General features: G+C 38.7%; 16 protein-coding genes and 2 pseudogenes. 8 read left to right on the top strand and 10 right to left on the bottom strand.

The features are described from left to right. The first annotated feature begins 25 nt into the window (after nucleotides 1-25). From CDG55_RS00665 to CDG55_RS00650, 4 genes are all read left to right on the top strand, one after another. A complete protein-coding gene (locus CDG55_RS00665; RefSeq protein ID WP_002046584.1) occupies nucleotides 26-667 on the top strand; it encodes an SOS response-associated peptidase in 642 nt (213 codons plus the stop codon). A gap of 111 nt (nucleotides 668-778) precedes the next feature. After that, a complete protein-coding gene (locus tag CDG55_RS00660) occupies nucleotides 779-1405 on the top strand; it encodes a LexA family protein (RefSeq protein ID WP_000038641.1) in 627 nt (208 codons plus the stop codon). A 14-nt stretch (nucleotides 1406-1419) separates the two neighbouring features. After that, a complete protein-coding gene (locus CDG55_RS00655) occupies nucleotides 1420-2715 on the top strand; it encodes a Y-family DNA polymerase (protein ID WP_001190352.1) in 1296 nt (431 codons plus the stop codon). 4 nt (nucleotides 2716-2719) lie between these two features. Next, complete coding sequence (locus CDG55_RS00650; protein WP_000550047.1) at nucleotides 2720-2938, top strand: hypothetical protein; 219 nt, start codon at nucleotides 2720-2722, stop codon at nucleotides 2936-2938. A gap of 327 nt (nucleotides 2939-3265) precedes the next feature. Here CDG55_RS00650 and CDG55_RS00645 read toward each other — a convergent pair whose 3' ends face one another. Genes CDG55_RS00645 through CDG55_RS00635 form a run of 3 tightly spaced genes read right to left on the bottom strand, consistent with a single transcriptional unit; the run spans nucleotide 3266 to nucleotide 9287 of the window. Next, nucleotides 3266-6466 (bottom strand): site-specific integrase, encoded by a 3201-nt coding sequence (locus CDG55_RS00645; RefSeq protein WP_111313892.1) that lies wholly within the window; start codon nucleotides 6464-6466, stop codon nucleotides 3266-3268. A gap of 4 nt (nucleotides 6467-6470) precedes the next feature. Continuing rightward, the gene (locus CDG55_RS00640; protein ID WP_171287503.1) at nucleotides 6471-8810 is read right to left on the bottom strand and encodes a hypothetical protein; all 2340 of its coding nucleotides are present in this window, start codon (nucleotides 8808-8810) and stop codon (nucleotides 6471-6473) included. Between the two features lie 12 nt (nucleotides 8811-8822). Next, entirely contained in the window at nucleotides 8823-9287 is a 465-nt protein-coding gene (locus tag CDG55_RS00635) for a hypothetical protein (protein WP_032073110.1), read from the bottom strand. A gap of 274 nt (nucleotides 9288-9561) precedes the next feature. Between CDG55_RS00635 and CDG55_RS00630 the strand changes: the two genes are divergently transcribed. From CDG55_RS00630 to CDG55_RS00615, 4 genes and pseudogenes are all read left to right on the top strand, one after another. Next, nucleotides 9562-9729 carry a YhfG family protein gene (locus CDG55_RS00630; RefSeq protein ID WP_002125865.1) on the top strand — a complete coding sequence of 56 codons (168 nt, stop codon included), beginning with the start codon at nucleotides 9562-9564 and terminating at the stop codon, nucleotides 9727-9729. Between the two features lie 12 nt (nucleotides 9730-9741). Continuing rightward, nucleotides 9742-10338 carry a putative adenosine monophosphate-protein transferase Fic gene (locus CDG55_RS00625; RefSeq protein ID WP_004826955.1) on the top strand — a complete coding sequence of 199 codons (597 nt, stop codon included), beginning with the start codon at nucleotides 9742-9744 and terminating at the stop codon, nucleotides 10336-10338. A 349-nt stretch (nucleotides 10339-10687) separates the two neighbouring features. After that, nucleotides 10688-10945: a hypothetical protein gene (locus CDG55_RS00620; protein ID WP_004726728.1), complete on the top strand. Its 258-nt coding sequence runs from the start codon at nucleotides 10688-10690 to the stop codon at nucleotides 10943-10945. Between the two features lie 464 nt (nucleotides 10946-11409). After that, nucleotides 11410-12363 (top strand): annotated as a pseudogene (locus tag CDG55_RS00615) (type II toxin-antitoxin system HipA family toxin); the annotation flags it as partial. A 541-nt stretch (nucleotides 12364-12904) separates the two neighbouring features. Here the strand turns inward: CDG55_RS00615 and CDG55_RS00610 are convergent. From CDG55_RS00610 to CDG55_RS00585, 7 genes and pseudogenes are all read right to left on the bottom strand, one after another. After that, complete coding sequence (locus tag CDG55_RS00610) at nucleotides 12905-13096, bottom strand: hypothetical protein (protein ID WP_074163989.1); 192 nt, start codon at nucleotides 13094-13096, stop codon at nucleotides 12905-12907. Between the two features lie 48 nt (nucleotides 13097-13144). Further along, nucleotides 13145-16381, bottom strand: a complete 3237-nt coding sequence (locus CDG55_RS00605) for a type I restriction endonuclease subunit R (protein WP_074163988.1) — start codon at nucleotides 16379-16381, stop codon at nucleotides 13145-13147. Nucleotides 16382-16418: 37 nt separating this feature from the next. Next, complete coding sequence (locus CDG55_RS00600; RefSeq protein ID WP_074163987.1) at nucleotides 16419-17447, bottom strand: DUF2939 domain-containing protein; 1029 nt, start codon at nucleotides 17445-17447, stop codon at nucleotides 16419-16421. Nucleotides 17448-17500: 53 nt separating this feature from the next. Continuing rightward, on the bottom strand, nucleotides 17501-18712 hold the full coding sequence (locus tag CDG55_RS00595; protein ID WP_074163986.1) for a restriction endonuclease subunit S: 1212 nt from the start codon (nucleotides 18710-18712) through the stop codon (nucleotides 17501-17503). Then, nucleotides 18709-20256 carry a type I restriction-modification system subunit M gene (locus CDG55_RS00590; protein ID WP_074163985.1) on the bottom strand — a complete coding sequence of 516 codons (1548 nt, stop codon included), beginning with the start codon at nucleotides 20254-20256 and terminating at the stop codon, nucleotides 18709-18711. Before CDG55_RS00590 ends, CDG55_RS00595 begins: the two co-directional genes overlap by 4 nt. Before the next feature lie 268 nt (nucleotides 20257-20524). Further along, nucleotides 20525-20647: pseudogene (locus CDG55_RS15325) on the bottom strand (type II toxin-antitoxin system RelE family toxin); the annotation flags it as partial. A gap of 40 nt (nucleotides 20648-20687) precedes the next feature. Next, nucleotides 20688-21860, bottom strand: a complete 1173-nt coding sequence (locus CDG55_RS00585) for a replication initiation protein (protein ID WP_005155758.1) — start codon at nucleotides 21858-21860, stop codon at nucleotides 20688-20690. Between the last annotated feature and the right edge of the window lie 76 nt (nucleotides 21861-21936).

Genomic DNA, 21936 nt, shown 5'->3' with positions numbered 1-21936 from the left:
AATTCTTTAGTTATGTGATCAGGCTATGTGCTCAAATTACCTATTTCCAAATAAAAGAAATTTGACACTCTTAGGTGTCGATACAAGCCAGTTTGATCTTGAGCTTAAGGATCATGTATTCCCTTCCTATCATGCTCCAATCATTCTGAACGGCTCAGATCACTTAGAGCTTGATATTGCAAAGTTTGGATTACTACCGAGCTGGGCGAAAGAATTGAAGTTCAGCAGTCATACTTATAACGCCAGAACTGAGTCTGTAGCAGATAAGCCTAGCTTTCGACATGCTTGGAAGTACAGCAAGTTCTGCCTAGTCCCAGTACAAGAATTTTATGAGCCGAAATACATCAATGGCAAGCCACACTGGTACACCATCAAGCGTAAAGATGATCAGCCTTTTACTGTTGCAGGGATCTATGATGATGCAGTGATTAATGGCAATAAGGTACGTTCCTTTTCAATGTTGACCATCAATTCGGACCATCACCCTTTTATGAAACAATTCCATGCACCGAAGGATGAGAAGCGATCCATCATCGTTATTCCAGAACAGTACAGAAAAGACTGGCTAACAGCCGATCATGAACATGCGCATGAATATTTCTTTCAAATGCCCGATGAATTCGTCACATTTCCACGCGATGAGCAGAAACAAAACGTCTTATTCTGACGCATCCTTGTTTATCCACAACTTTTTAAATTTGAATTTTAAACGCTGTTAGTAATATCCTATTTAAACAAATTCTACTTCCAAACACGCCTCGTAGCGTAGGAGTATCTCATGTCTAAGAAGTTGCCTATTTACTTCTCTGACGACGCATGGTCATCTTTACAAGAGCTCATGGGTCCAGAGGGTAAACCAAGTCCTACCATCAACACCGTGCTTGAACAAATCGCTGTTCAAAATGAGCTTGTTGAAAAATTAGGGCTTACTGCTGTCCTACCCAAATCCAAAGTATCTATTCCCGTCTCTTTAGAGCGTATTCCTGCAGGTCCGGCCTTCAGCACCAAGGATGAGCAAGACAAAGCACTCGATCTGAATGAGTTCCTGATTCACAACCCTATTTCTACTTTTATTGCCTATGTAGACAGTGAATCCATGCTCGATGCTGGCCTAGAGATTAATGATCCAATCATTATTGATCGCAGTATTGAAGCCAAGCATTACGATATCGTGGTTGCCCTGATTGATGACAATGCCTCGACCATTAAGCGGCTGATGATCACCAATAAGATGTCCAAGTCTGAAATCAAAGAAATATTTGGAGATGAAGATTATCCGCTTCCAGAACTTTGGTTGAAGGCTGAAAATTCGAATTACAATCACATCATTCCTGATGATAGTCAGACCATATCAATCTGGGGTGTGGTGACTTTTAATTTAAAGCGTATTTATCACCGCTCATAAAAAGAAGAATAACCATGCAAAGTGAAAATGAAATATTCGCGTTAGTCGACGTGAATAATTGCTACGTCTCGTGTGAGCGTGTGTTTAATCCTGCCTTGAATGATCGCCCAACCATTGTGCTCAGCAACAATGACGGCTGTGCCGTGGCCAGAAGCCAGGAAGCGAAAGACTTAGGCATCAAGATGGGTGTTCCTGTATTCCAAATTAAAGAGCTGATCAAACAACATAACATTCAGGTGCTATCCAGTAATTTCTCCTTATATGGCGAAATGTCCAAGCGCTTTATGGAGCTGCTTGGGGACTATGTTGCACCAGGAGATCAAGAGGTCTATTCCATTGATGAATGCTTTCTGAAGCTCACAGCTTACGAGCATCTATTTGACCTGACTGTATATGCTCAAGACATGAGGGCTAAGGCTTGGCGTTGGTTAGGCCTACCCTGCTGTATTGGAATTGGTCGCTCTAAAACCGAAGCCAAGATTGCCAATCATCTCGCCAAGAAAAACAAGTTCTTCAATGGGGTCTGTAATCTGGCCCATATGGACCCATGCTCTACAGAAACGCTACTCGCGCAGGTTGATGTGTCTGAGGTTTGGGGCGTAGGCAGACAGAACTGTAAGAAGCTCAATACTATGGGTGTTCAATCTGTGCTGGATCTGATCAATGCCAATCCTAAAGAAATCAAAAAGCAGTTTAGTATCGTGATGGAAAAGACGGTGCTTGAGCTACAGGGCCTTTCTTGTATTGACCTTAGTGATGATACTGTAGCGAAGAAGCAAATCATCAGCAGCCGTTCATATGGCAACCCAGTGTATGAAATGGATGACATTAAAGCTTCGGTTCGGCTTTATGTGGCCAGAGCCGTGAAACGAATGCGGGAAGATGGCTCAATCTGCAAGATGATCGGCGTGTATATCCAAACCAGTCGCTTTGATAAGACAGAGCGCTACTCGCCTTACATCGTCGTTCAAATGCATGAGCATACGGATGATCTACTGCTCATCACCAAGGCCGCGATGAAAGGCATCGATCAGATATTTAAGAAAGGCTTTAAGTATAAAAAGGCGGGAATCGTGCTGCTCGAAATTACAGATCAATCCAAGTTTGTGCCCGATCTATTCACGGACTATTCACATAAGCAAGAGCGAGAAAGGCTTTCAGATGCCATCGAAGCAATCAGTGAACGGTTTGGGAAGAATCTCGTCACGCTAGGCATTGCCAACAATAAAGAAGCCACATGGCACATGAATCAAAACCTTAGATCACCTTCGTATTTAACCAAATGGTCTGACTTACCAAGAGTAGGATAAAAACATGCACTTATTTAAATTAACTGACGAACAACTCGCACAAATTCTTATCCCGAAACGATTTGTACCACCTACTCCACCTGAACATGAAGGCAAGAATATGGTCTATGTATTTGATAGTGAGGATAAGTTTGAACTGACTTATGATGAGCTGGTGGAAATCATTAGCAAAGCTAGAATGGCTGGTCCGAAGTTGATACCTGTCTTAGGCACCGTGAATTAAATTGTGCAGTGTTCGCACGCCACTTGAAACATAACTTGATTGGAAATGAATTTGGGCTGAGAAAAATTCAGTTCAAATTTAACCTGACGGGCACACTAAAAAATGGGTAATTGTCAGATCGAGTTTGGACTACAACACTTTAGCTCATCGATTTACCAAAGTGCTAATCTTTACACTATTGTCTAAAATCCAGTGACCAAATTGTGATGCTAAAGCTTTTAAATTCCCTTTATTATGAATCAAAGTTAGTATGATGCTTTTCATAAAGACAGTTTACTTATAACCAGAGAGATTTTTAAACAATTCCCCCTTTTCAGTTTGCTTAGGCTATTTCAACCAGAGTTCATCTTCTAGCATGATTTTTAACATTAAATTAAATATAACCAGCGGAGTAACATTTTTTTTGTTAGAGCCGACAACTCTTTGAAAACTAAATTTAACGGTTCGCTCAGGAGCATCCAAATTAACTGGGTAGTTTTGTTTTTCTAAATACAGATGATCTCCTAACATTGGCTCTATACCAGTAATAAAATTAACAATTTGTTGCTCATCACCTTTCATTCGGCATTGAAAATGTAGAAAATTCTTACGCAGTTTTCCAAATAATAATAATATTTTAAGCGCCTTAACCATGTTCTTTTCTTTCAGTGCATCTTGCTGCCTATCATCTTTATAATGAAAATCAAGGAGAGGAATTATTTCATCTTGACGAGTCAGTTTTTTAGCCTTTTCGTAAAGTTCATCAAACCAACTCTCTTCTAAATTCTTACTATAAACATAATTCGTTTTTAAATTAAATTTTTGGCGATCCATCCATTTAGTGCTCATCCATTGACATCGTTGCATCCATTCTTGAGCTTGGGTATCTTCGCTTAAACGACCTTCTCTAAAACTTATCAAACGTTGAAAAGGTGTCAGAGTACTCTTCTCTATACTAAACTTCTTTTCTTGTCGGCCAGCCATCGTAACTGGCTGTGTTTGCTGATAAGAATTAAACCATTTCTGCTGCTGAGTATAACGATTTAGGTTTATGTAGTCTGTACTTGACTTCACTGGACTAAAACACTGTTCTAATACTTTTTTTGAAATGATACACGGCGAATTATAAATTCGATCGACTGCTAATAAATCCAAAACATGAAGGTAATTTGAAGCCGTTTGCTCAATACTGCTATGCCCCATCCAAGAGGCGAGCACCTGCCATTTATGTTGAATAATCTCTTCTTGAGCACGTGCTTTCATACCAAACAATAAATCCCTCATCTTTTTTGCTTTTACCCAAGGACAATCTGTGTAGGTCTTGATCATTTCTTTTGAACCGAGCAAAGTTATTGCTAGATAGTTAGCAGCACTGTGGCGTAATGTATGAAAACTAAAGCCATGATGCATACCTAATATTTGACTAAACAAATCTACTGTAATTTTGCTGATACATTGATCAGTTAATACACGATGATTCACACTAAAAAGTTGATCATCCTGCTGATTAACCAAATATTGCTCATAACGATGTTGTATGTAACGTTGTACTACTAAAAACTCATGTTCTGACAATGCAATTTTCAATGGTATTTGACGATTCGCACTTCGCGTTTTCAGACGGCGATATGAATTGTCTTGGATATGAAGCGTGATATTATTAAAAACTGTATTTTCTTTTTCTTTATAAAGTAGCTCTGGGCAAATAATATCTTGTATTTTAAGACAACGAACTTCATTTAATCGAAGTCCAGTTCTATAACTTAGTAAATACATCAGCTTTAAACAACTCAGATGATCGACCCACTCTGATGCCGTTGGCTCTTGACTTAAATTTTCTAGTTTTTCCAATAATTTGCCAAATAGCAAAGGACTCACTAGCCGTGCATTGCAAATTTGTAAATGCTTAAAACTTGAATTCTGTAACACCAATACCCCTGGAGCATCATAATTCTCTATACAGAATTGATGAAAATCTTTTAGGCGACCAAAACGGTATTCTGCGCTTTGGTGCATCTTACGAGAGGTTTTTCCTTTCACCGAATCTCGTTGAACTGCTTTTTCATCACGTTCACTGCTGTATTTCAATAGCTGCCGATATAAATCCTCATAGTCATCTATGGATTGTTGCTTTAAATCTAATTTATTGAGCCAAATCTCAAATATAAATTCTTTGCCAAACGATCCTAAGTAGCTTTCAATAGTTGATAATTGAAGCCCTCGTTTTTTTAAATGCATTAACCAGTGAATTAAGCGTAGTTGAGCATCAATTAAAGACTTTTCCTCCGTATTAGCATCAACTATCTTCTCCTCTAACACCCTTCTAGTTTCTTGCCAAAAACGTAGCGTGCGTTCTTCTTTATTCCTCTTTTTATCTAAACGCTCAACTTTTTGACCTTTACGTTTCTTTTGACCAAACAACATCAACTCATACGGAATCGTTTGTAATTTGCTTTGAACAGTCGGAACTTCAGGAAGTAACTGCTCTTGTTCAAAATGAATAGGGCGATTATCTGGTTCTGTGACTTGATTGTAATCATTATTCCACAGCAATCTAAATTCGGATGGCCTTAAAGCAACAGTATTAATCTCTTGCTGAAGCACATTACTCAAAAATATATCTATGCTGAGGTTTGGATTAAATTCGAGTACCATTTGCACATCATTAAATGCACGAAATCCACGGCGTTTAATTTGATATTGCAGATCCCCAAGACTTTTTTTCCTGCCTATCTTACTCAAGCTTTCTAAAATACAATCTTCAACTGAATGTTGCAGACAAAATTCTTTCTGAGTAGCTTTCAACTTTTTTAAATATTGCAAAATGAACTGCGCATATGGGTTAAAAAAAACATGTTTCCATTGGTACAACTTTCCCTGTTCTACATCGTTGCCATATTGAGAGTTTTCAACACGATAATGTAGTAACAATGGATTAGTGATTTTTTTGTAGTCCGAATGGTATAACCGAAAACAATTCAGATCTGTACCAAGCTCAATGGCCTCCTGCAATTGCTTCTGAATAGCAATCAAATGCTGTTCATCTGCACAGCCTGAAATATATATAAAACTTAAGCATAAATTTCCCCATAAGTACTTTGGTTCATTCCAATATTCAAATGAATCTTGCCAATACTGCCTTAATTCCTTAAGTACATGGATATGTAGATGCCCCTGTTCTAACCGTGACTCTGTACTCTCAATTTTTCTAGGCAGTACGATCCGTTTAGTATGTGGATTTAGCTTAATTCTGTATGATTTTTTATCTACATTCTGGTTGAATTGCTTCCTTCTTTTATTAAATTCATCTTCAGTAAATTGCATCAGTTTTGATTGTTCGTCTCGGCTCAACTTTTGACTCAAACAATCAACACTATCTTTAATGTCATGCCATTTTTCAGCGATCTGCTGATCAAGTTTTTGCTGCATTTCTTTCGTCAATACTTCAGGTGGAGAAGGCTGTCTATCTAGCGACTTTTTCACCATTTTATGAATATCAACAAATAGATCATCTAGTTGTGGTTTTATTAGTTCTTTGATTTTTTGCATACAACTATTTTCGCTCTAAGTGTTTAATCGATAAAGATTTGACATTATCTTGCAATTGCTGGCGGGCTTGCTGTACATAGACATTCGGGATAAGTGAAGAATGCGGATGAAAAGCCTCTCGGTCACGTTGGTCATGACCATACAGGGCCTGAATTAAGTGAAAAGCTAATGCTGGTTTACCCTCTTGCTGCTCATGCATCAAAAAGTTCATGTCAAAATGACGTAACCAATTCGAATACATATTCTTTGGAAAGACTCCTTGCATATATGAATTCACCCATTTTCTCGATAAAGGGATTAACTTAATTTTCCTGCTCTGCCATTCTTTGACAGTTATCGGCAAGATATCTTTACTAAAAATGACCTTACCAAAAAGATCATTTACAGTTATCTTCTTCTTTGCAAAGACTTGTCTAAAAAATGAACCGTACGCTTCAATAATTTGTTCTAAAAAGGCAGTGTAATTTTGCAGTGTTTTTATGAAAAAATCAGATAATGGGATAAAGCGACCATCCTTTCTTGCCTTACTATTTTTCTTATCATTCACATATAAAAGCTTGAGTTCAAAACAGTAATCATCCAATTGACCCAACAGACTTTCTTTAGGTCGATTTGTTAAACACAACAAACTAACATGCCACATCCAGCAGGCATATGCATTCAGTTGATTAATGATATGTTTATGTTTTTGAATATTCTCTTCACAGTGCTTATGTAAGTAATTAAATTGCTCTTGTACGAAATTTGGTGCAAGTGCAAGTTGGCTCCCTATCCGACCTATAGATAAAGCAGATCTAATTTTAAATTTTTGTTGCAATATATTAAGTTCTGCTGTGTCTTCATCAAATTGAGCAGAATGCGGTGTAAGCACTGTTTCTAAATAGCAAAGATATGTAGTATCCAGTTGAGCCTTTGGAAGCCCGCCATAAAAAATACCGGGCATATGATGCTGACTATCCCGGCCCGCGATCACATGTGCAAGATATTCATTAAATGTTTCATAACATATATGAAAATATAATTGTGCTTGAAGTTTTTCAACGGTGATCGAACCTACAAACTGATTATCAAGCCATTTCTTAAGCTTGGTATTAATATAAGCTGAAGATATAGATGGATTATCTCCTTGCTCGATGTAGTCAAACCATGCCGCAGGTAGATGTAGTTGATGCGACATCTCTTCATTCCATCGCACATGATTTAAGCTCTTAATCTTCTGCTCTGTAATTTTAAGATTTAATTTGAGTAAATATTCGCGACGTCTACTTGAACCATTCTGGATCAAAATTCCATCTTGAATAAGCTCGTTAAAATTCATCAGTGCAACGGGTGATAATCCTGTCAACAGTGATAATAAACATGCAGCAGCTATTGCAGCATCTTTCCAGTTTCCAAATAATTCGGCTCTTAGTACATATACAACTTGCTTCAGTACGTCCGGCGCTAAATAATGAGGATTTGTAATAAATGGAGCATGCCGGCGTTGGCGATGACGCGTGTAATGCGCAACATAATCACTAATTATATGATTAAATTGTTTAGTCTTTTCATCTTCTGAATATAACTCTACTTCAGCGTCTGCAAGCTCAATTTCACCATCTTCATCTTTGTGAAGAGAGGCATCATGAAAACTGATTTTTGCGTTATATCCGACATCTTCTTGCTTACCTGATTTTATTTCACGAAATATTCTGACTTCGTTTTTAGTTGGCCATTGTAAAGCTTTCCGTTCTTTTGACTTACGTTGACGATGAACAACACTACGATCATCTAGTCGTATAAATATGATCAATAGTGCCGATAAATATTCAATTACTTTTATTTCTTGAAAATCATTAATATTAAAAAGTTGATTACGATCCTCGTTTTTCAAGCTACGTTCGTACATGACATAACGATTTAATAGCTTACTGCATTCTTCAAATAATTCAGCATTACTAGAATGCAGCACATATCGTGATACATAACGCAAGAGATCACAGACCTGTTTTTTCTTATTCTCACCTTTAGGAATTTTTGAAAAATCTTGGTAATGTCGATAAGTTAAAAAACTTGCTTGCAGAATCAGATAACGTTGAGACGTTAAATTTTGCGTATTACTAGTATCAGGAGATGCAAAATAACTTAAACAAGCTAGCAAATAATAATTACCAATTTGCCTCGTACTAGATATATAGCCGTATATCTGTTGCGCCTTCTCATATAGCGCATGAACTTTTTCATACAAATCATCTGATAGATCGAGAAATTGTGTATTCACAACTTCATCACGTAGCAGACAATAATCTTGTTGAAATTCTTCTGCTAACTCTAAAAATCGCTTTTCTCGTTCAGTCATTTGCATATTCATTTTCAATTAAATTTTTATCGAGTTGTATGTGTAAAATTCATTTAAATCCGCACAATTTGGTATGAGTTGATCTTTTATTGAATTTTTTGTCAGCTTAAAAAATCGAGCAAAAAATTTTGCATCTAACTCTTTTTGGGCTTTTCTCTCAAAGCATGAATGTTGCTGTGATTTTTCGATAAAATAATCCAGATTTTGTATCAACTGTATGATTGCAACATAATTAGAATGCACACGTAATCCTCGCTCCGTTTGCATCAATAGCAAAATTTTTTGCCAAATTTTGACGTAGATTACTTTGAACTTTGCTTGTACTACGACTTTCTGACTCTGTTTAATCTTTTTGATTTTCAATAATTCTGAATTGATTTTCACCATCTCAATCTGAATATCTGGCCGATCAAAGCAAAAGGGCATGATAAATTGCCCCATAAATATCTCTATATTTTTTACTAAATAGTCAAATTTTAACATTTTTATCGATATAAAAAATGAGCATATCTTTGTATATTAAAATTCATTTAATTTATCAACTAAATTTTCTCAAAATTACAATTATCAACAAATACATATGGTTTACTTATCATGGGTGGTCTAAATTTTAAAAATTCTTCCACTTTTTTTTAGTTTTCTGTTATTACATGAAACAATACCGTTGTATTACATTTTGAAATGCTGTGTATGCAGCATTGATCAAAAAGATTCTCTGCTATACTTACTTCACGTGTAGCATCAATGGAGTTTCGAAATGCTCAGAACCACTGAACAGAAAAAAAAATATATTCAAGCGACACGTGCGCAAAACTATCAAGCCAGCCTAAAGCTTGAAGGCATTACAACGACAGCTCAAACAACTCAACAAAGTAAAGCTGAAATCTTGCAAAAATATAAGAAGTATTCGCAACCCGAAACTTAGTCAGGTGCATGTATGGATAAATATGGGGAAATGGGTGACAGCCTGTATTGTTACCCTGGCACAAATATCCTAAAGAACAAACTCAATATTCATGATGAACAAATTTTAGAACAAGCTGAACTAGAACTGTCTGGATTGGCAAGTAACTTAATTGAATATGCTGAACCACCTTACGACTTACAATACTTAAAATCAATTCATGCGCAGCTCTTTGGCGACTTATACGACTGGGCAGGAAAGTTAAGACAAATCGATATTTCCAAAGGTGACACCCGTTTTTGTAATTTTTCCCGTATTGAAATTGAAACCAATAAACTACTCAAAACGCTTCAAGAAAAAAAATACTTTCAAGGCTTAGCACCACAACAACTGATTCCTCAACTTGCCGACTTGTATTGTGAGCTTAATGTCATACACCCATTCCGTGAAGGTAATGGACGTACACAACGGATTTTCTTTGAGCATCTGATTGCTCATTGTGGTTATGGTATTGATTGGTCTCGCATTGACTCTCAACAACAATGGATTCAAGCCAATATTGAAGGTTTTTATGGTAATTTAAATCCATTAATTAAGATTTTTGAAATATGCTTTATTCAAAATACCTAAAATTTAAGTAGTCGAAGCCCACAATCCTTAATGAGCCATCATCTTTGCTTCAATCCACTGATTAATTTCCCAAATAAACCAACAATCACGATTCTTAGAAATCTTAATACTCTTCGGGTAATTTAGGATCGTAATATTCAGATTACTTATCCAGAATTGAATAGATCGTTAACTTAGATAGACTTTTAAGCAATGTAACTTGCCGCATGTTTATCAACATATGTCTCAAAAAAGTCTGCCCATACATAGATTTATGGCGTTTAGTGCTTAAATTTCAGATTAATCTTCGTCTGATGACCTGAATGGATGTTACAGATTACATGCAGGTGAATTACTCTGTGGCTGTATCATGGCTTTTGTGCAATCCAATCCATTTGATCCGAATGTTCTCTTTTGCAATAAAGCAGCCTCTTCTGCTTTTCCTGAACCAACGAACTATGTCATTGATTTGATTCAACCGACAACAGTGATGCTGAATCAAATCTCCAAAGAAGGGATTAAATGCAAGAAATGTGGTAAGAAAAAGATAGGGGATGGAAGTTATTATCCGTCTAATTGGAACCAGCCCATGAGTCGAGATCAGTTGAGTAAGAATCATTTTAAATGAATAAGAGAAGGATGGCTTACCTCACTTCTCCGAATAACAATGCTATGCTTTTCAACCAAGGTTATAAATTGGCAACTACATTTCATTCTTCTTCATGCTGGTCCTATAGCCTGTAGACAATTACTACATCATTTGCATTCAATGCTCAATACAGCCTGTCAGCAGAACCGCAGCGATACTTTTTTTCGTGCATACATGTAGTGTTTAAATCCATTCATTTTTCAATGATCCTCTGCCGTTTATCACATTTATGGTCGATCTTTAACCTTGTGAAAAATGCACATACCGATCCCTTCAAACTGTCAAATTTATGTATGCATGACATTTAAAGAAAATTATCTGATCAATTTTTTTAGGTAAAATTCATCAAGAAAAAAGTTATTATTATTCATAACATCACCAATAACCACATAAAAACAATAATTTAATAAATTATTCTTCCAATTTTTTTATATTTAGTGTTATTGGAGCGTCTGACCTATATTAGTAGTCACGCAATGGGTGCCCTCTCCTTTGAACCTTGTGTTGCTGACATGCAAACCTCAGAAAATATCCCTTTACAACAACTGGCCCAGGAAGTTCAAGAAGTACTCAAAGGTGAAGGTGGTGAATTTCTACAGCATTTATTGGTCATGGGTGGCTCCCCTCAAGGTGCCAGACCAAAAGCGTTGGTTTACCGAGATCCTGTCAATTTAGAGTTTTCGACTCAAGATTCTGATCAACATGAAGCCTGGCTGATTAAGTTCCCTGCTCAGCAAGAGCATCCTGAAGTCTGCGCCATTGAAGCCGTCTATGCAGAATGTTTGCGACTTTGTGCAATTGAGACTCCAGATACCCATTTCTTTAATTTGCCCAATGGTTTAACGGCTTTTGCTTCTAAACGATTCGATCGTCAAAATGGTATGCGGATTCCAATGCAGAGTTTGGCTGCATATACAGGAGCAGACTATAAAGTTCCAGGTAGCCTAGACTATCGCAATTTTCTCCGGGCAACCTTGATGTGTACGCAAGATGTACGAGAAAGATTGCATGCTTTTAAACGTGCTGTGTTTAATGTGCTTTTCAATAATCGGGATGACCATACTAAGAACTTTTCATTTCTCATGGAGAAAAATGGTCAATGGAAATTGGCTCCAGCCTATGATGTGACCTTCTGCGAGGGTCCAGGTGGTTATCATCAAATGGACATTATGGGAGAAGCGCTCAATATTTCCCGAAATGACATACATAAACTCGGTACTTCAGAAGCTAATCTGACTACTCTAGAAGTCGATGAGATCATCTTGACCATGCGTGAAATTGCACTTCAATTTAGTCAAATTGCGCAGCGCCTGTATCCCCATCAAATTCGAGAATCTACCCTACAGATGATTCAATCACGGATTCAACAGAATATTGATTTTTTAACTGAAACCTAAGCGTAAATATAAACTAAGCGCCAACCATCAACTGCAAATAGACTTTGATATAGTTAGTCGCTACATAATCTGTAGAACCTGTGAATTAGCTCTCTTTATAATCACGAATATTAGATGGATCACCGCCAAGATATATTCTGCAAACGTGAAATCACTACATCCAGATCGAAAATCACTAAGAAAAAACTGTCACCAAAAAAAGGTCTGCACTATGGATAGATGCAGACCAAACTCTGGATAACTACCAGCACGAGAAATATGTCGCAATTTTGCATAGACATGAATTTGATAAAATCAGCCCAGAAAGCCAGAAATTCATAAAAACTATTTCATCAATCCCCTATAACTTAATCACGTTCATGGTCGATCTTAAATCTTGTGAAAAGTACTCATGCTGACCTAGCCAAACTGTAAAACTCATGTATTCATAGCCTTTAAATGAATCTTTCAATCGGTATATTTAAGGTAAAAACTAGTAATCAGAAGTTATTATCACCCCCATATAAAACAAGGATCAACTTAAAAACAATAACTTAGTAAATTATTCTTCCATTTTTTTTATATTTAGTGTTATTAATTCTTGGTTTAAAGAAAAGGGACAACGAACGAATTTCTTTTGTGAAACTTCTAGATTCTTAACTCTTTTATCTGCTCCAGATATGAAATTTTCAACCAGTTTATCCTGATCTAAAAGCTTGTTAGCGGCAGTGTAAAAATGACCCTCTAATGACATTTAAAACTGCCCCCTTGTTGTGTTTTAGTTGTAATTTAGTGGTGACAACTAAGCTGCCGTTCCTAATTCTTCAGCCAATTGCTCTGCTTGTTCCAAGACAGTCTCTGTCGCCAGTAAAGCCATATCAGGTGGATAACCGTACTTCTTCAGCAAGCGTTTCACGATGACTCTGAGTTTCGCTCTCGCAGATTCCTTAACAGTCCAATCCAAGGTTACATTCTTACGAATCGAGTCTGTGAGGACAACTGCAAGCTCTCTAAGAATATCCTTTTGCATCAACTCTCTAGCACTGTCATTGTCTGCGACTGCTGAGTAGAACGCATATTCGTATTCAGTCAGGTTGAGTTCTTCTGCCAGCTTGTCTGATTCTTGGATGGCTTTAGCCAACTTGATGAGTTCATCAATCACTTCGGCTGCAGTCAGTACCTTGTTCTGATAGCCCTTGATTGCAGAACTCAGCATATCCATGAGCTTTTTACCTTGGGTGACACTGCGCTGTTCTCTTACCTTGATCTCATCACCAAGGAGCTTCTTCAATGTTTCAAGTGCAATGTTCTTATGCTGATAGCCTTTCATCTCCTGCAAAAACTCATCTGAGAGAATTGAGATGTCTGGCTTCTGGATTCCTGCTGCATCGAAGATGTCGACCACTTGTTCAGTAACAAGTGCTTGGTCAATGGTTTGCTTCACTTTGGCTTCAAGCTCAGCATTACTCATGCCTGAGACGTTGCCTGAGCCATCACTGAACTTCGCAAGTCGCGCTTTCACTGCTTGGAAGAAGGCAACCACTGGTGCTGCTTCCATCGCATGAGGATGAGGCACCGCTAAAGCAAACGCCTGTGACATCGCTGCAACTGCTGTCAGGAAGCGAGTCTTACCTTCTCCTTGGTCTACACCTAAGATGTGTTCTTCTGCTTCAAGGATAATATTGAGCTTACGAGAAGTATTGGCTGTGAAGTATTCTTGGTAATTGAAGCCATGCATGATGCCATCAATCACTTCGAGCTTCTCTTGTAGAATGGTTGCAGCTTCGTCTTGAACCAGTGCAGGATCACCCTTACCACCTGCTTCAGAGTAAAATGAAAGTGCTTCTTTCAGGTCAGATGCGATACCAAGGTAATCGACAACTAAGCCACCAATCTTGTCTTTGTAGACTCGGTTCACTCGTGCAATCGCTTGCATGAGGTTATGGCCTTTCATTGGCTTGTCGATGTATAGCGTGTGCATACTCGGTGCATCGAAGCCAGTCAGCCACATATCACGAACAATCACCAGTTTCAGCTTGTCATCATTGTCCTTCATACGATTGGCCAGGATTTGGCGTTGTTGCTTGGTCGTATGGTGTTTAGCAATCTCCTTACCATCAGAAGCAGATGAGGTCATCACCACCTTGATCACACCATCGTTTAGATCATCGCTATGCCATTCTGGTTTGATCGCTACAATTTCGTTGTAGAGGTCGACAGCAATCCTGCGGGACATGCTGACGATCATGCCTTTACCTTGGTTTGCATTAGCTTTCAGACGTTGTTCAAAGTGTTCTACGATGTCTTTGGCAATCGCCTTGATACGCTCTTTACTGCCGATCAGTCCTTCGACCCTTGCCCACTTCGCACGCTCTTTTTGTGTTTGGTTTAAGTCGTCTTCACTGAACTGTTCGTCGAAGTCTTCAATCAGCTCTTTGCCTTCCTCACTGATGGCAATCTTAGCAAGTCGGCTTTCATAGAAGATCCGAACCGTTGCACCATCTTCAACAGCTTGCGAGATGTCATAGATGTCGACATAGTTACCAAACACTGCAGGTGTGTTGACATCCGTTTTCTCAATTGGTGTACCAGTGAAGCCAAGATAAGTGGCATTCGGTAAAGCATCACGCATGTACTTGGCAAAACCATAGACTGTACGTTTACCTACCACCTTACCATCATCATCTTTGACATCGACCTCTTTTGCATTGAAGCCATACTGCGAACGATGTGCTTCGTCTGCTATTACGACAATATTGGTTCGGTCTGAGAGTTGCTCATAGACACTGCCACCATCATCAGGTTGGAACTTCTGGATAGTGGTGAAGATCACCCCACCTGAACCAACCTTGAGTAGCTCTTTGAGTTCTTCTCGATTCTCTGCTTGCTTTGGTGTCTGGCGCAGTAATTGGCTGGATGCAGCAAAGGTTCCAAACAGTTGGTCATCCAGATCGTTCCGGTCTGTGATCACGACCACTGTTGGGTTATCCAAAGCCAAGACAATCTTGCCTGTGTAGAAGACCATAGACAGAGATTTACCCGAACCTTGGGTATGCCATACTACACCTGCCTTTTTGTCACCTACTGCCTGCTGTTGAACCAGTTCCAGTTTGCTTCTGCCTTGCTGCTGCATTGCGACTTCTGCAGACTTCGAGTCCGAGTTTACTGCAGATGCACGAATAGTAGAGAGGACTGCTGCATTCACTGCATAGTACTGGTGGTAAGCAGCCATCTTCTTAATAGTTTTGATGGTGATCAAACCATTGGCATCTTCTTGTTTGCTGGATTCAAATACAATGAAGTGTCTGATCATGTCGAGTAATGTGACTGGATTGAGCAAACCATGTAGCAAGACTTCAAGCTGTGCTTGAGTACTTTTGGCTTTGGTTTGACCATTACTGGTCTTCCATGCCATGTAACGACTCAGGTCTGCTGATACAGTGCCTGCTTTCGCCTCTAAACCATCAGAGATGACGTTGAAGGCATTGTAGGTAAACAGACTAGGGATTTGGCTTTGGTAGGTCTGTATCTGCTTATATGCGCCTTCTATAGTGGCATTCTCGTCTGTGGCATTTTTAAGCTCAATGACCACTAAAGGTAAGCCATTCACATAGATGATAATGTCAGGTCGTCTTGTCCAACGATCTTCTTTGATGGTGACTTGGTTTACGACAAGGAATTGGTTATTGCTTGGATTATTGAAGTCAACAAGCCAAGCATATTCACCTTGGGTGTTACCATCCTTGCTCACTTCAATGTTGATGCCTTCAGTAAGTAAGCGGTGGAATGCCTGGTTGTTGCTGAGCATATCCGGGGAGTGCAGATTGGTGACTTGCTTCAGTGCTTCAATGCATTTGTCTTCGCTCAAATGAGGATTCAGACGTTGTAATGCTTCAAGTACCTTGGCTTCTAGGATGACCTGCTTATAGCTTCGTAGAGGGTTATTTCCTTTGGATTCAATTTCTGGTCCATACACATAGGTATAACCCATTCCCTCTAGTTGCTCTATCGCCATCAGCTCAATGTCTGATTCAGTCATCTTAGTCACTATCCTCCCCCCCTTGCTCACTTCTTCTTTATTCAGTATGTACGTTGTAGCCGTAATTCGTTGTCATTTCTTCTAGTGTTCCATTGAAATCGCCATGACACGCATGAGCATAAATTTCAGCATCCGACATCAAAACGCCTGGTACACCTAGATCTTTGTTCAATGGAACTACTGTCACTTGTCCTTCCATACGAACTGTCGGCTTCTCAATAGAGCAAGTAATTTGGATTGTATGAGTAGCATCATTCCACTCAGTAGACTCATCCTCCCACCCTTTGCTTCCACCCAACAAGGTCAATTCGATATCTACGTCATTTGGAGTTTGGCTTAATATTTCAAATCCTTTGACCTGTGCAACAGAACATGGATCACGATAGCAAAATTCCATGACTTTACCGACTTGAGCACCAGAGTGATTAAAGACCGTTTGAGATATTGTTGGTCGATCTTGTACTTTTGCCTCAAGTACTTGTTCGCTTGATGTATCTTGAAGATTAGATTCTTGATCCAAAGCGACTGAATTCTGATCTAGGTCTAAAGCTAATTTGGTTACCTTCCAACTTAAGCCATTACGATGCATAATGACTTTCAGCTTCTTGTCTGTATCCAATCGCTTAAGCGTTAACTCAAAATCATTAATAGTTAAATATCGAGTACTCGACTCAAACTTTACATTCTGTTCTTGCTTGACATCTTCAGTTGCCAAATCTTGCTTAATTGCATCACGAATATCCTTACCTTGAAGCATGAGTGTTACACCCTCAGGTGTCACCATGGCATCAACGACTTTATCCACCATAGCAACAGCCAACATTTCACCTAATGCTTCCCAACCATCACTATTGCTATTCGCCATGTCCTTCATAACACTGGCTTTCACCTGAGATTTAAAGCTTTCTCGAACGCTTGGATAATCAATGTAGGTTGATAGCTTTTCAGTATCACCTGCTTCTGCTGCTTTCTTAATGTTATTGATGGCGAGATATGGCGAAGCATACAAATAGCCACAGATCACGACTACGATTGCAATTAAAGCCCCTATTAGCTTCTTGTTCATGTTTACCCCTGGATGTAAAAAAGGTGAAGCCACAATAGGCTTCACCTCAAAAATTAAGCTGCTGATTCTTGTTTAAATTGCACGCGTACTTCACCACTCATCAGTTTGGGAAGCAGGGTGTCGCGGAGTTTTTCTAATGTTTGGATTTGTTCGAAATTTGAGTTGATCTTATTGAACACTTCCGAAGTTATTGTGTGATAAGACATTATAAGCTCTGTTGGAGGTAATCTAATATCAATCTTCTTAAGATGTGTAGGTCCAAAATTAAGTTGTACACTTCCACTAGCAGTGGTCTCAAGCTCTTCAAGAAAAACTCTTGACTTTAAGTAAGAGTACATAAATTCTCTGTATATATCTTGCTTAGGGCGAAAACGTATGACGCTAGTATTGAGACATAGAGGTAGGTGATACTTTCTAATGATCGCACTCTTTCCTAGGGTTCCAGATGTTGAGACTATTAAATCACCTTCTTCAAGCATGAAGTGCTTATACTTTCCGAATGCTTCTTCCTCAGAAATCTTATTAGCACTATTTACGTTCACCTCTCCCACATCGATCAGACGAATGTTAATGAAGTTCACTCCATTCTCTACATATTGCCAATTTCTAATCCCTGGACCCTCTAAAAAGTCAAAAATACGACTTAAAGGAGTTACTTCCCAATCCTCTTTCGCTTCCTCAATAAACCACTGACGAAACAGTGTTTCAGCCATGGCTTCCAAGGTTTTGTTCTGACGATGTAATAAGTCAATCTTATCATCCAATGATGAAAGGACTGAGGCTATGGCTTTTTGTTCAGGGAGAGGTGGATATGAAATAGGGATATCTTTAAGAATTTGCGTATTGATAGATGGCATTGTTGCACCAACAGCAATATTCAAAATGTATTCTCTAAATTTTTCTTGCCTAAAAAAATAGCTCAAGAAAAGAGAGTCAACCTCTACTGTAGATACGCGTACTCTCAGCATTCGAGAAGAGAAGAGCCAACCTTGATTCTCGGGTTTTACATATGCACTCAGATCAACTGATCCCACACGTGTAAAGACGATGTCACCTGCATTTAGAGAATACCTTGCTAAGCGTTGTCTATCATCCTCAGTAACTGAAGGATAATCAATGTTTTGTATCCGAAAAGCATTAATGTGCTCAACAGTAATTACAGGTGTACCTCCTGTAATGTATTGCTCATTCTTAAGTTGGCTACCAAAAGGACCTGTTTGCACTTCTGCAATCGAGCCCAACAAACATTGTTTCCAATCGCTCATACAATCACCTTTGCCAAGTTCTCAGCAATAGCTTGGTTCAACTTCGCTTCCTCTACAAGCTGTGCTTCAAACTCTGCCTTAAGGCTAGTGAAGCGTTCCTTAAAGTCAAATTCATCTTCGTCATCAGCTAAACCAACATAACGACCTGGGGTGAGTACATAATCAAGCTCTGCCACTTTCTCAAGCGGTACAGATGCACAGAAGCCTGCAACGTCTTCGTACTCACCGTCTTTGTTACGCCAATTGTGGTAAGTGTCAGTAATCAACTTGATGTCTTCATCCGACAACACCTTGGTTCTGCGGTTAATCAGATGACCTAAGTTACGAGCATCAATGAACAGAATCTCATTGCTACGGTCTTTGTACTTGGTTGAACCAACACGGTCACGACGCATAAACCATAGAGCAGCAGGAATCTGGGTATTCAGAAACAGCTTTGCAGGTAGGTTCACAATACAGTCAATGACATTGGCTTCTGAAACCAAGGCTTTACGAATCTCACCTTCACCACTGGTTTTAGAGGTTAAAGCACCTTTCGCAAGGACTACACCTGCCTGACCTTTAGGACTCATGTGATACAAGAAGTGTTGCATCCATGCGAAGTTGGCATTACCTGCAGGTGGTACACCCAATGACCAACGAGCATCTTCTTTAAGTAAGTCACCACTCCAGTCAGAGACGTTGAATGGTGGATTAGCAATGATGTAATCCGCTTTTAGGTCTTTGTGTGCATCGTTGAGGAATGAACCCTCAGAGTTCCACTTCACATGCTCTGAGTTGATGCCACGAATGGCTAAGTTCATCTTAGCGAGTCGCCAAGTGGTTTGGTTACTCTCTTGTCCATAGATCGAGATGTCATCGACTAAGCCTTGATGAGACTCTACAAACTTCTCAGACTGAACAAACATACCCCCTGAACCACAGCAAGGATCGAATACACGTCCTTTGTATGGCTCCAACATTTCAACCAATAGGCTCACAATGGATTTAGGCGTGTAGAACTGCCCGCCTTGCTTGCCTTCAGCTAAAGCGAACTCACCAAGGAAGTACTCGAATACATGCCCTAGCACGTCGGCAGAGCGAGATTTCGCATCGCCTAGTGCAATGTTACCAATCAGGTCAATCAGCTCTCCTAAGCTCGTAGGATCGAGATTCTGACGTGCATAGACCTTAGGAAGTACGCCTTTGAGCTGAGGGTTGTCATTCTCAATAGCTTCCATTGCTTCATCGACTAACTTGCCAATGTTAGGTTGTTTTGCTTGGTTTAACAGGAATGACCAACGTGCATTCTCTGGAACAAAAAAAACGTTGTATGCAGTGTATTCATCACGGTCTTCTGGGTCAGCTCCGGCAAACTCTCCCTCACCTTCTACGAGTAAGTTGTAGTGAGCTTCGAATGTGTCGCTGATGTATTTGAGGAAGATCAAACCAAGAACAACATGCTTGTACTCTGCAGCGTCAATGTTCTTACGAAGTTTGTCTGCTGTTTTCCACAGAACGACTTCTAAGGGTTCTTGTTTGGTTTGCTTTGGAGCACGAGCCATAAAATCAACCTGCAATGAATAGCTTATCTAGTTTTAGTAAGGGAATAGTAACCAATTATCTGTGCATGCGTAAGCATGTAGATGACATTACTTGTCGTATATCTTTGAGATACCGAACTTATCGTAGTACTTGAATCTTGAAAGATTGGTTTTGTATTGATCAGAGATACTTGGATTGCCTCCACCTTTACTCTTACTTGGTTCAGCTTGGACAGGAAACTTGCTGTCGTTACTAAATAAGATGAGTATGTTGCTGAAACTCACCTTTTTTGGGAATGCGAGGATTCTCCAAAACCTTGATCAACTTCCTCTTCAATGGCTGCTTAATACTTGGATTCAGCTTGTTCCATTCTGCTAATGCTTCTTCTAAAAAATCTAACTTATAGGTCATCAATATTTACTAGTAAAAAGTGTAGCAAGTTGCTACACAGTCATATAACGTCTTTTCCAAATATTTCATTCAATCGTTTTCTATTTTCTTTTACAAAATTTGGATTATTTTTTAATTTATATTTCATTTCTTTCTTAAATTCACTCATTGAACTGCCAGCGACAGCAAAATCCATTTGGAACATAATATCATTCACTATCACATTTGCTTGAGATTCAGTTAAGCACCCTTCTGTCTTAAACCACTTACTAAACTGTTTATAATTTGGGTCGTTTGCATAGATGTACCAAGACCTTACGGTCATATCGAACTTCGCACCTAATTCTTTAACAAGCGCATTATCATCAAAATTGACATCTAAATAGATTTGAGTCTTATCATTAGCATTAGATACAACAGCTTCAGTGGCATGCCTATTAAGAATTTTAAATCGAACTCCAACAATAGGTCGACCTTTCTTGATGGTATCGTACTCTAATTGAAGACTAGTCCTTTCATTAATTTCTTCAATAATTTTGTCTAAAACGTATCGTCTAAAATCAACCCAACGATCGTATTTTTTCTCCCCAATATCAATTAGTGCTTTGATATTCTCAAGTGAAAGTTCAACCTCATAAGAATCTTGATTAGCATACTTAAATTCATTTTTGATAAAGTATGAATACAAACTCATACTAGTTACAGAGTCCAAAGCAAATAAATCTTTCAATTGATAGGTCGTAAAATTTCCATTTGCTAAACGAGTAAAATATGGAAGTACTTCACTGGTGAAACGTATCTGCAAAGCATTTTTAGCATCATCTTCCCAACGGAGTTCACGAATAATTGGTACTACTGAGTGTACTTTTTTAACTTTACGCTTATTATCATCCACGGGCTCTTCAATTACAAAATGAGCTACTCGTGATGATAATTCTTTATAAATACGATCAATAGCAACATTAATGGAATTCTTTTTATCTAATCCTAATAGTTCGCCTAAATCATCTTTATGCAAATAAATATAAGTTTGCTCTGTAATTTCACGATCTTGATTATTCTTCTCACCATAATTCGCAACAGCCATTGCATAAAGTAGAGCTTTATACTCATTAGATGATAATTCAATTGGTCTAATCAGACGGTTACTAGTGCTGACTACTCCATTATGTCGAATATTACCAATACAATAAGGTAGATGTTCTAATTCTTCTGGTTCGTTGTGATTGCTCATAAGTGGAAAGATTAAAATATTTTCTACATGTTATACACAAAAGTGGAAGAAGATGCAAACTGCTCACTATTTTCTC

This window comes from Acinetobacter sp. WCHA45 (assembly GCF_002165255.2).
GTDB lineage: Bacteria > Pseudomonadota > Gammaproteobacteria > Pseudomonadales > Moraxellaceae > Acinetobacter.
The sequence above is the reverse complement of the archived record's forward strand: the minus strand, read 5'-3'. Positions and strand labels throughout refer to the sequence as shown.

Bases quoted from the DNA above. Each gene is read 5' to 3' on its own strand.
- CDG55_RS00590 (WP_074163985.1), bottom strand. From the start codon at position 20,256: ATGGCTCGTGCTCCAAAGCAAACCAAACAAGAACCCTTAGAAGTCGTT.
- CDG55_RS00600 (WP_074163987.1), bottom strand. From the start codon at position 17,447: ATGAACAAGAAGCTAATAGGGGCTTTAATTGCAATCGTAGTCGTGATC.
- CDG55_RS00640 (WP_171287503.1), bottom strand. From the start codon at position 8,810: ATGCAAATGACTGAACGAGAAAAGCGATTTTTAGAGTTAGCAGAAGAA.
- CDG55_RS00625 (WP_004826955.1), top strand. From the start codon at position 9,742: ATGGATAAATATGGGGAAATGGGTGACAGCCTGTATTGTTACCCTGGC.
- CDG55_RS00655 (WP_001190352.1), top strand. From the start codon at position 1,420: ATGCAAAGTGAAAATGAAATATTCGCGTTAGTCGACGTGAATAATTGC.
- CDG55_RS00645 (WP_111313892.1), bottom strand. From the start codon at position 6,466: ATGCAAAAAATCAAAGAACTAATAAAACCACAACTAGATGATCTATTT.
- CDG55_RS00635 (WP_032073110.1), bottom strand. From the start codon at position 9,287: ATGTTAAAATTTGACTATTTAGTAAAAAATATAGAGATATTTATGGGG.
- CDG55_RS00595 (WP_074163986.1), bottom strand. From the start codon at position 18,712: ATGAGCGATTGGAAACAATGTTTGTTGGGCTCGATTGCAGAAGTGCAA.
- CDG55_RS00650 (WP_000550047.1), top strand. From the start codon at position 2,720: ATGCACTTATTTAAATTAACTGACGAACAACTCGCACAAATTCTTATC.
- CDG55_RS00665 (WP_002046584.1), top strand. From the start codon at position 26: ATGTGCTCAAATTACCTATTTCCAAATAAAAGAAATTTGACACTCTTA.
- CDG55_RS00630 (WP_002125865.1), top strand. From the start codon at position 9,562: ATGCTCAGAACCACTGAACAGAAAAAAAAATATATTCAAGCGACACGT.
- CDG55_RS00620 (WP_004726728.1), top strand. From the start codon at position 10,688: ATGGCTTTTGTGCAATCCAATCCATTTGATCCGAATGTTCTCTTTTGC.
- CDG55_RS00605 (WP_074163988.1), bottom strand. From the start codon at position 16,381: ATGACTGAATCAGACATTGAGCTGATGGCGATAGAGCAACTAGAGGGA.
- CDG55_RS00585 (WP_005155758.1), bottom strand. From the start codon at position 21,860: ATGAGCAATCACAACGAACCAGAAGAATTAGAACATCTACCTTATTGT.
- CDG55_RS00610 (WP_074163989.1), bottom strand. From the start codon at position 13,096: ATGTCATTAGAGGGTCATTTTTACACTGCCGCTAACAAGCTTTTAGAT.
- CDG55_RS00660 (WP_000038641.1), top strand. From the start codon at position 779: ATGTCTAAGAAGTTGCCTATTTACTTCTCTGACGACGCATGGTCATCT.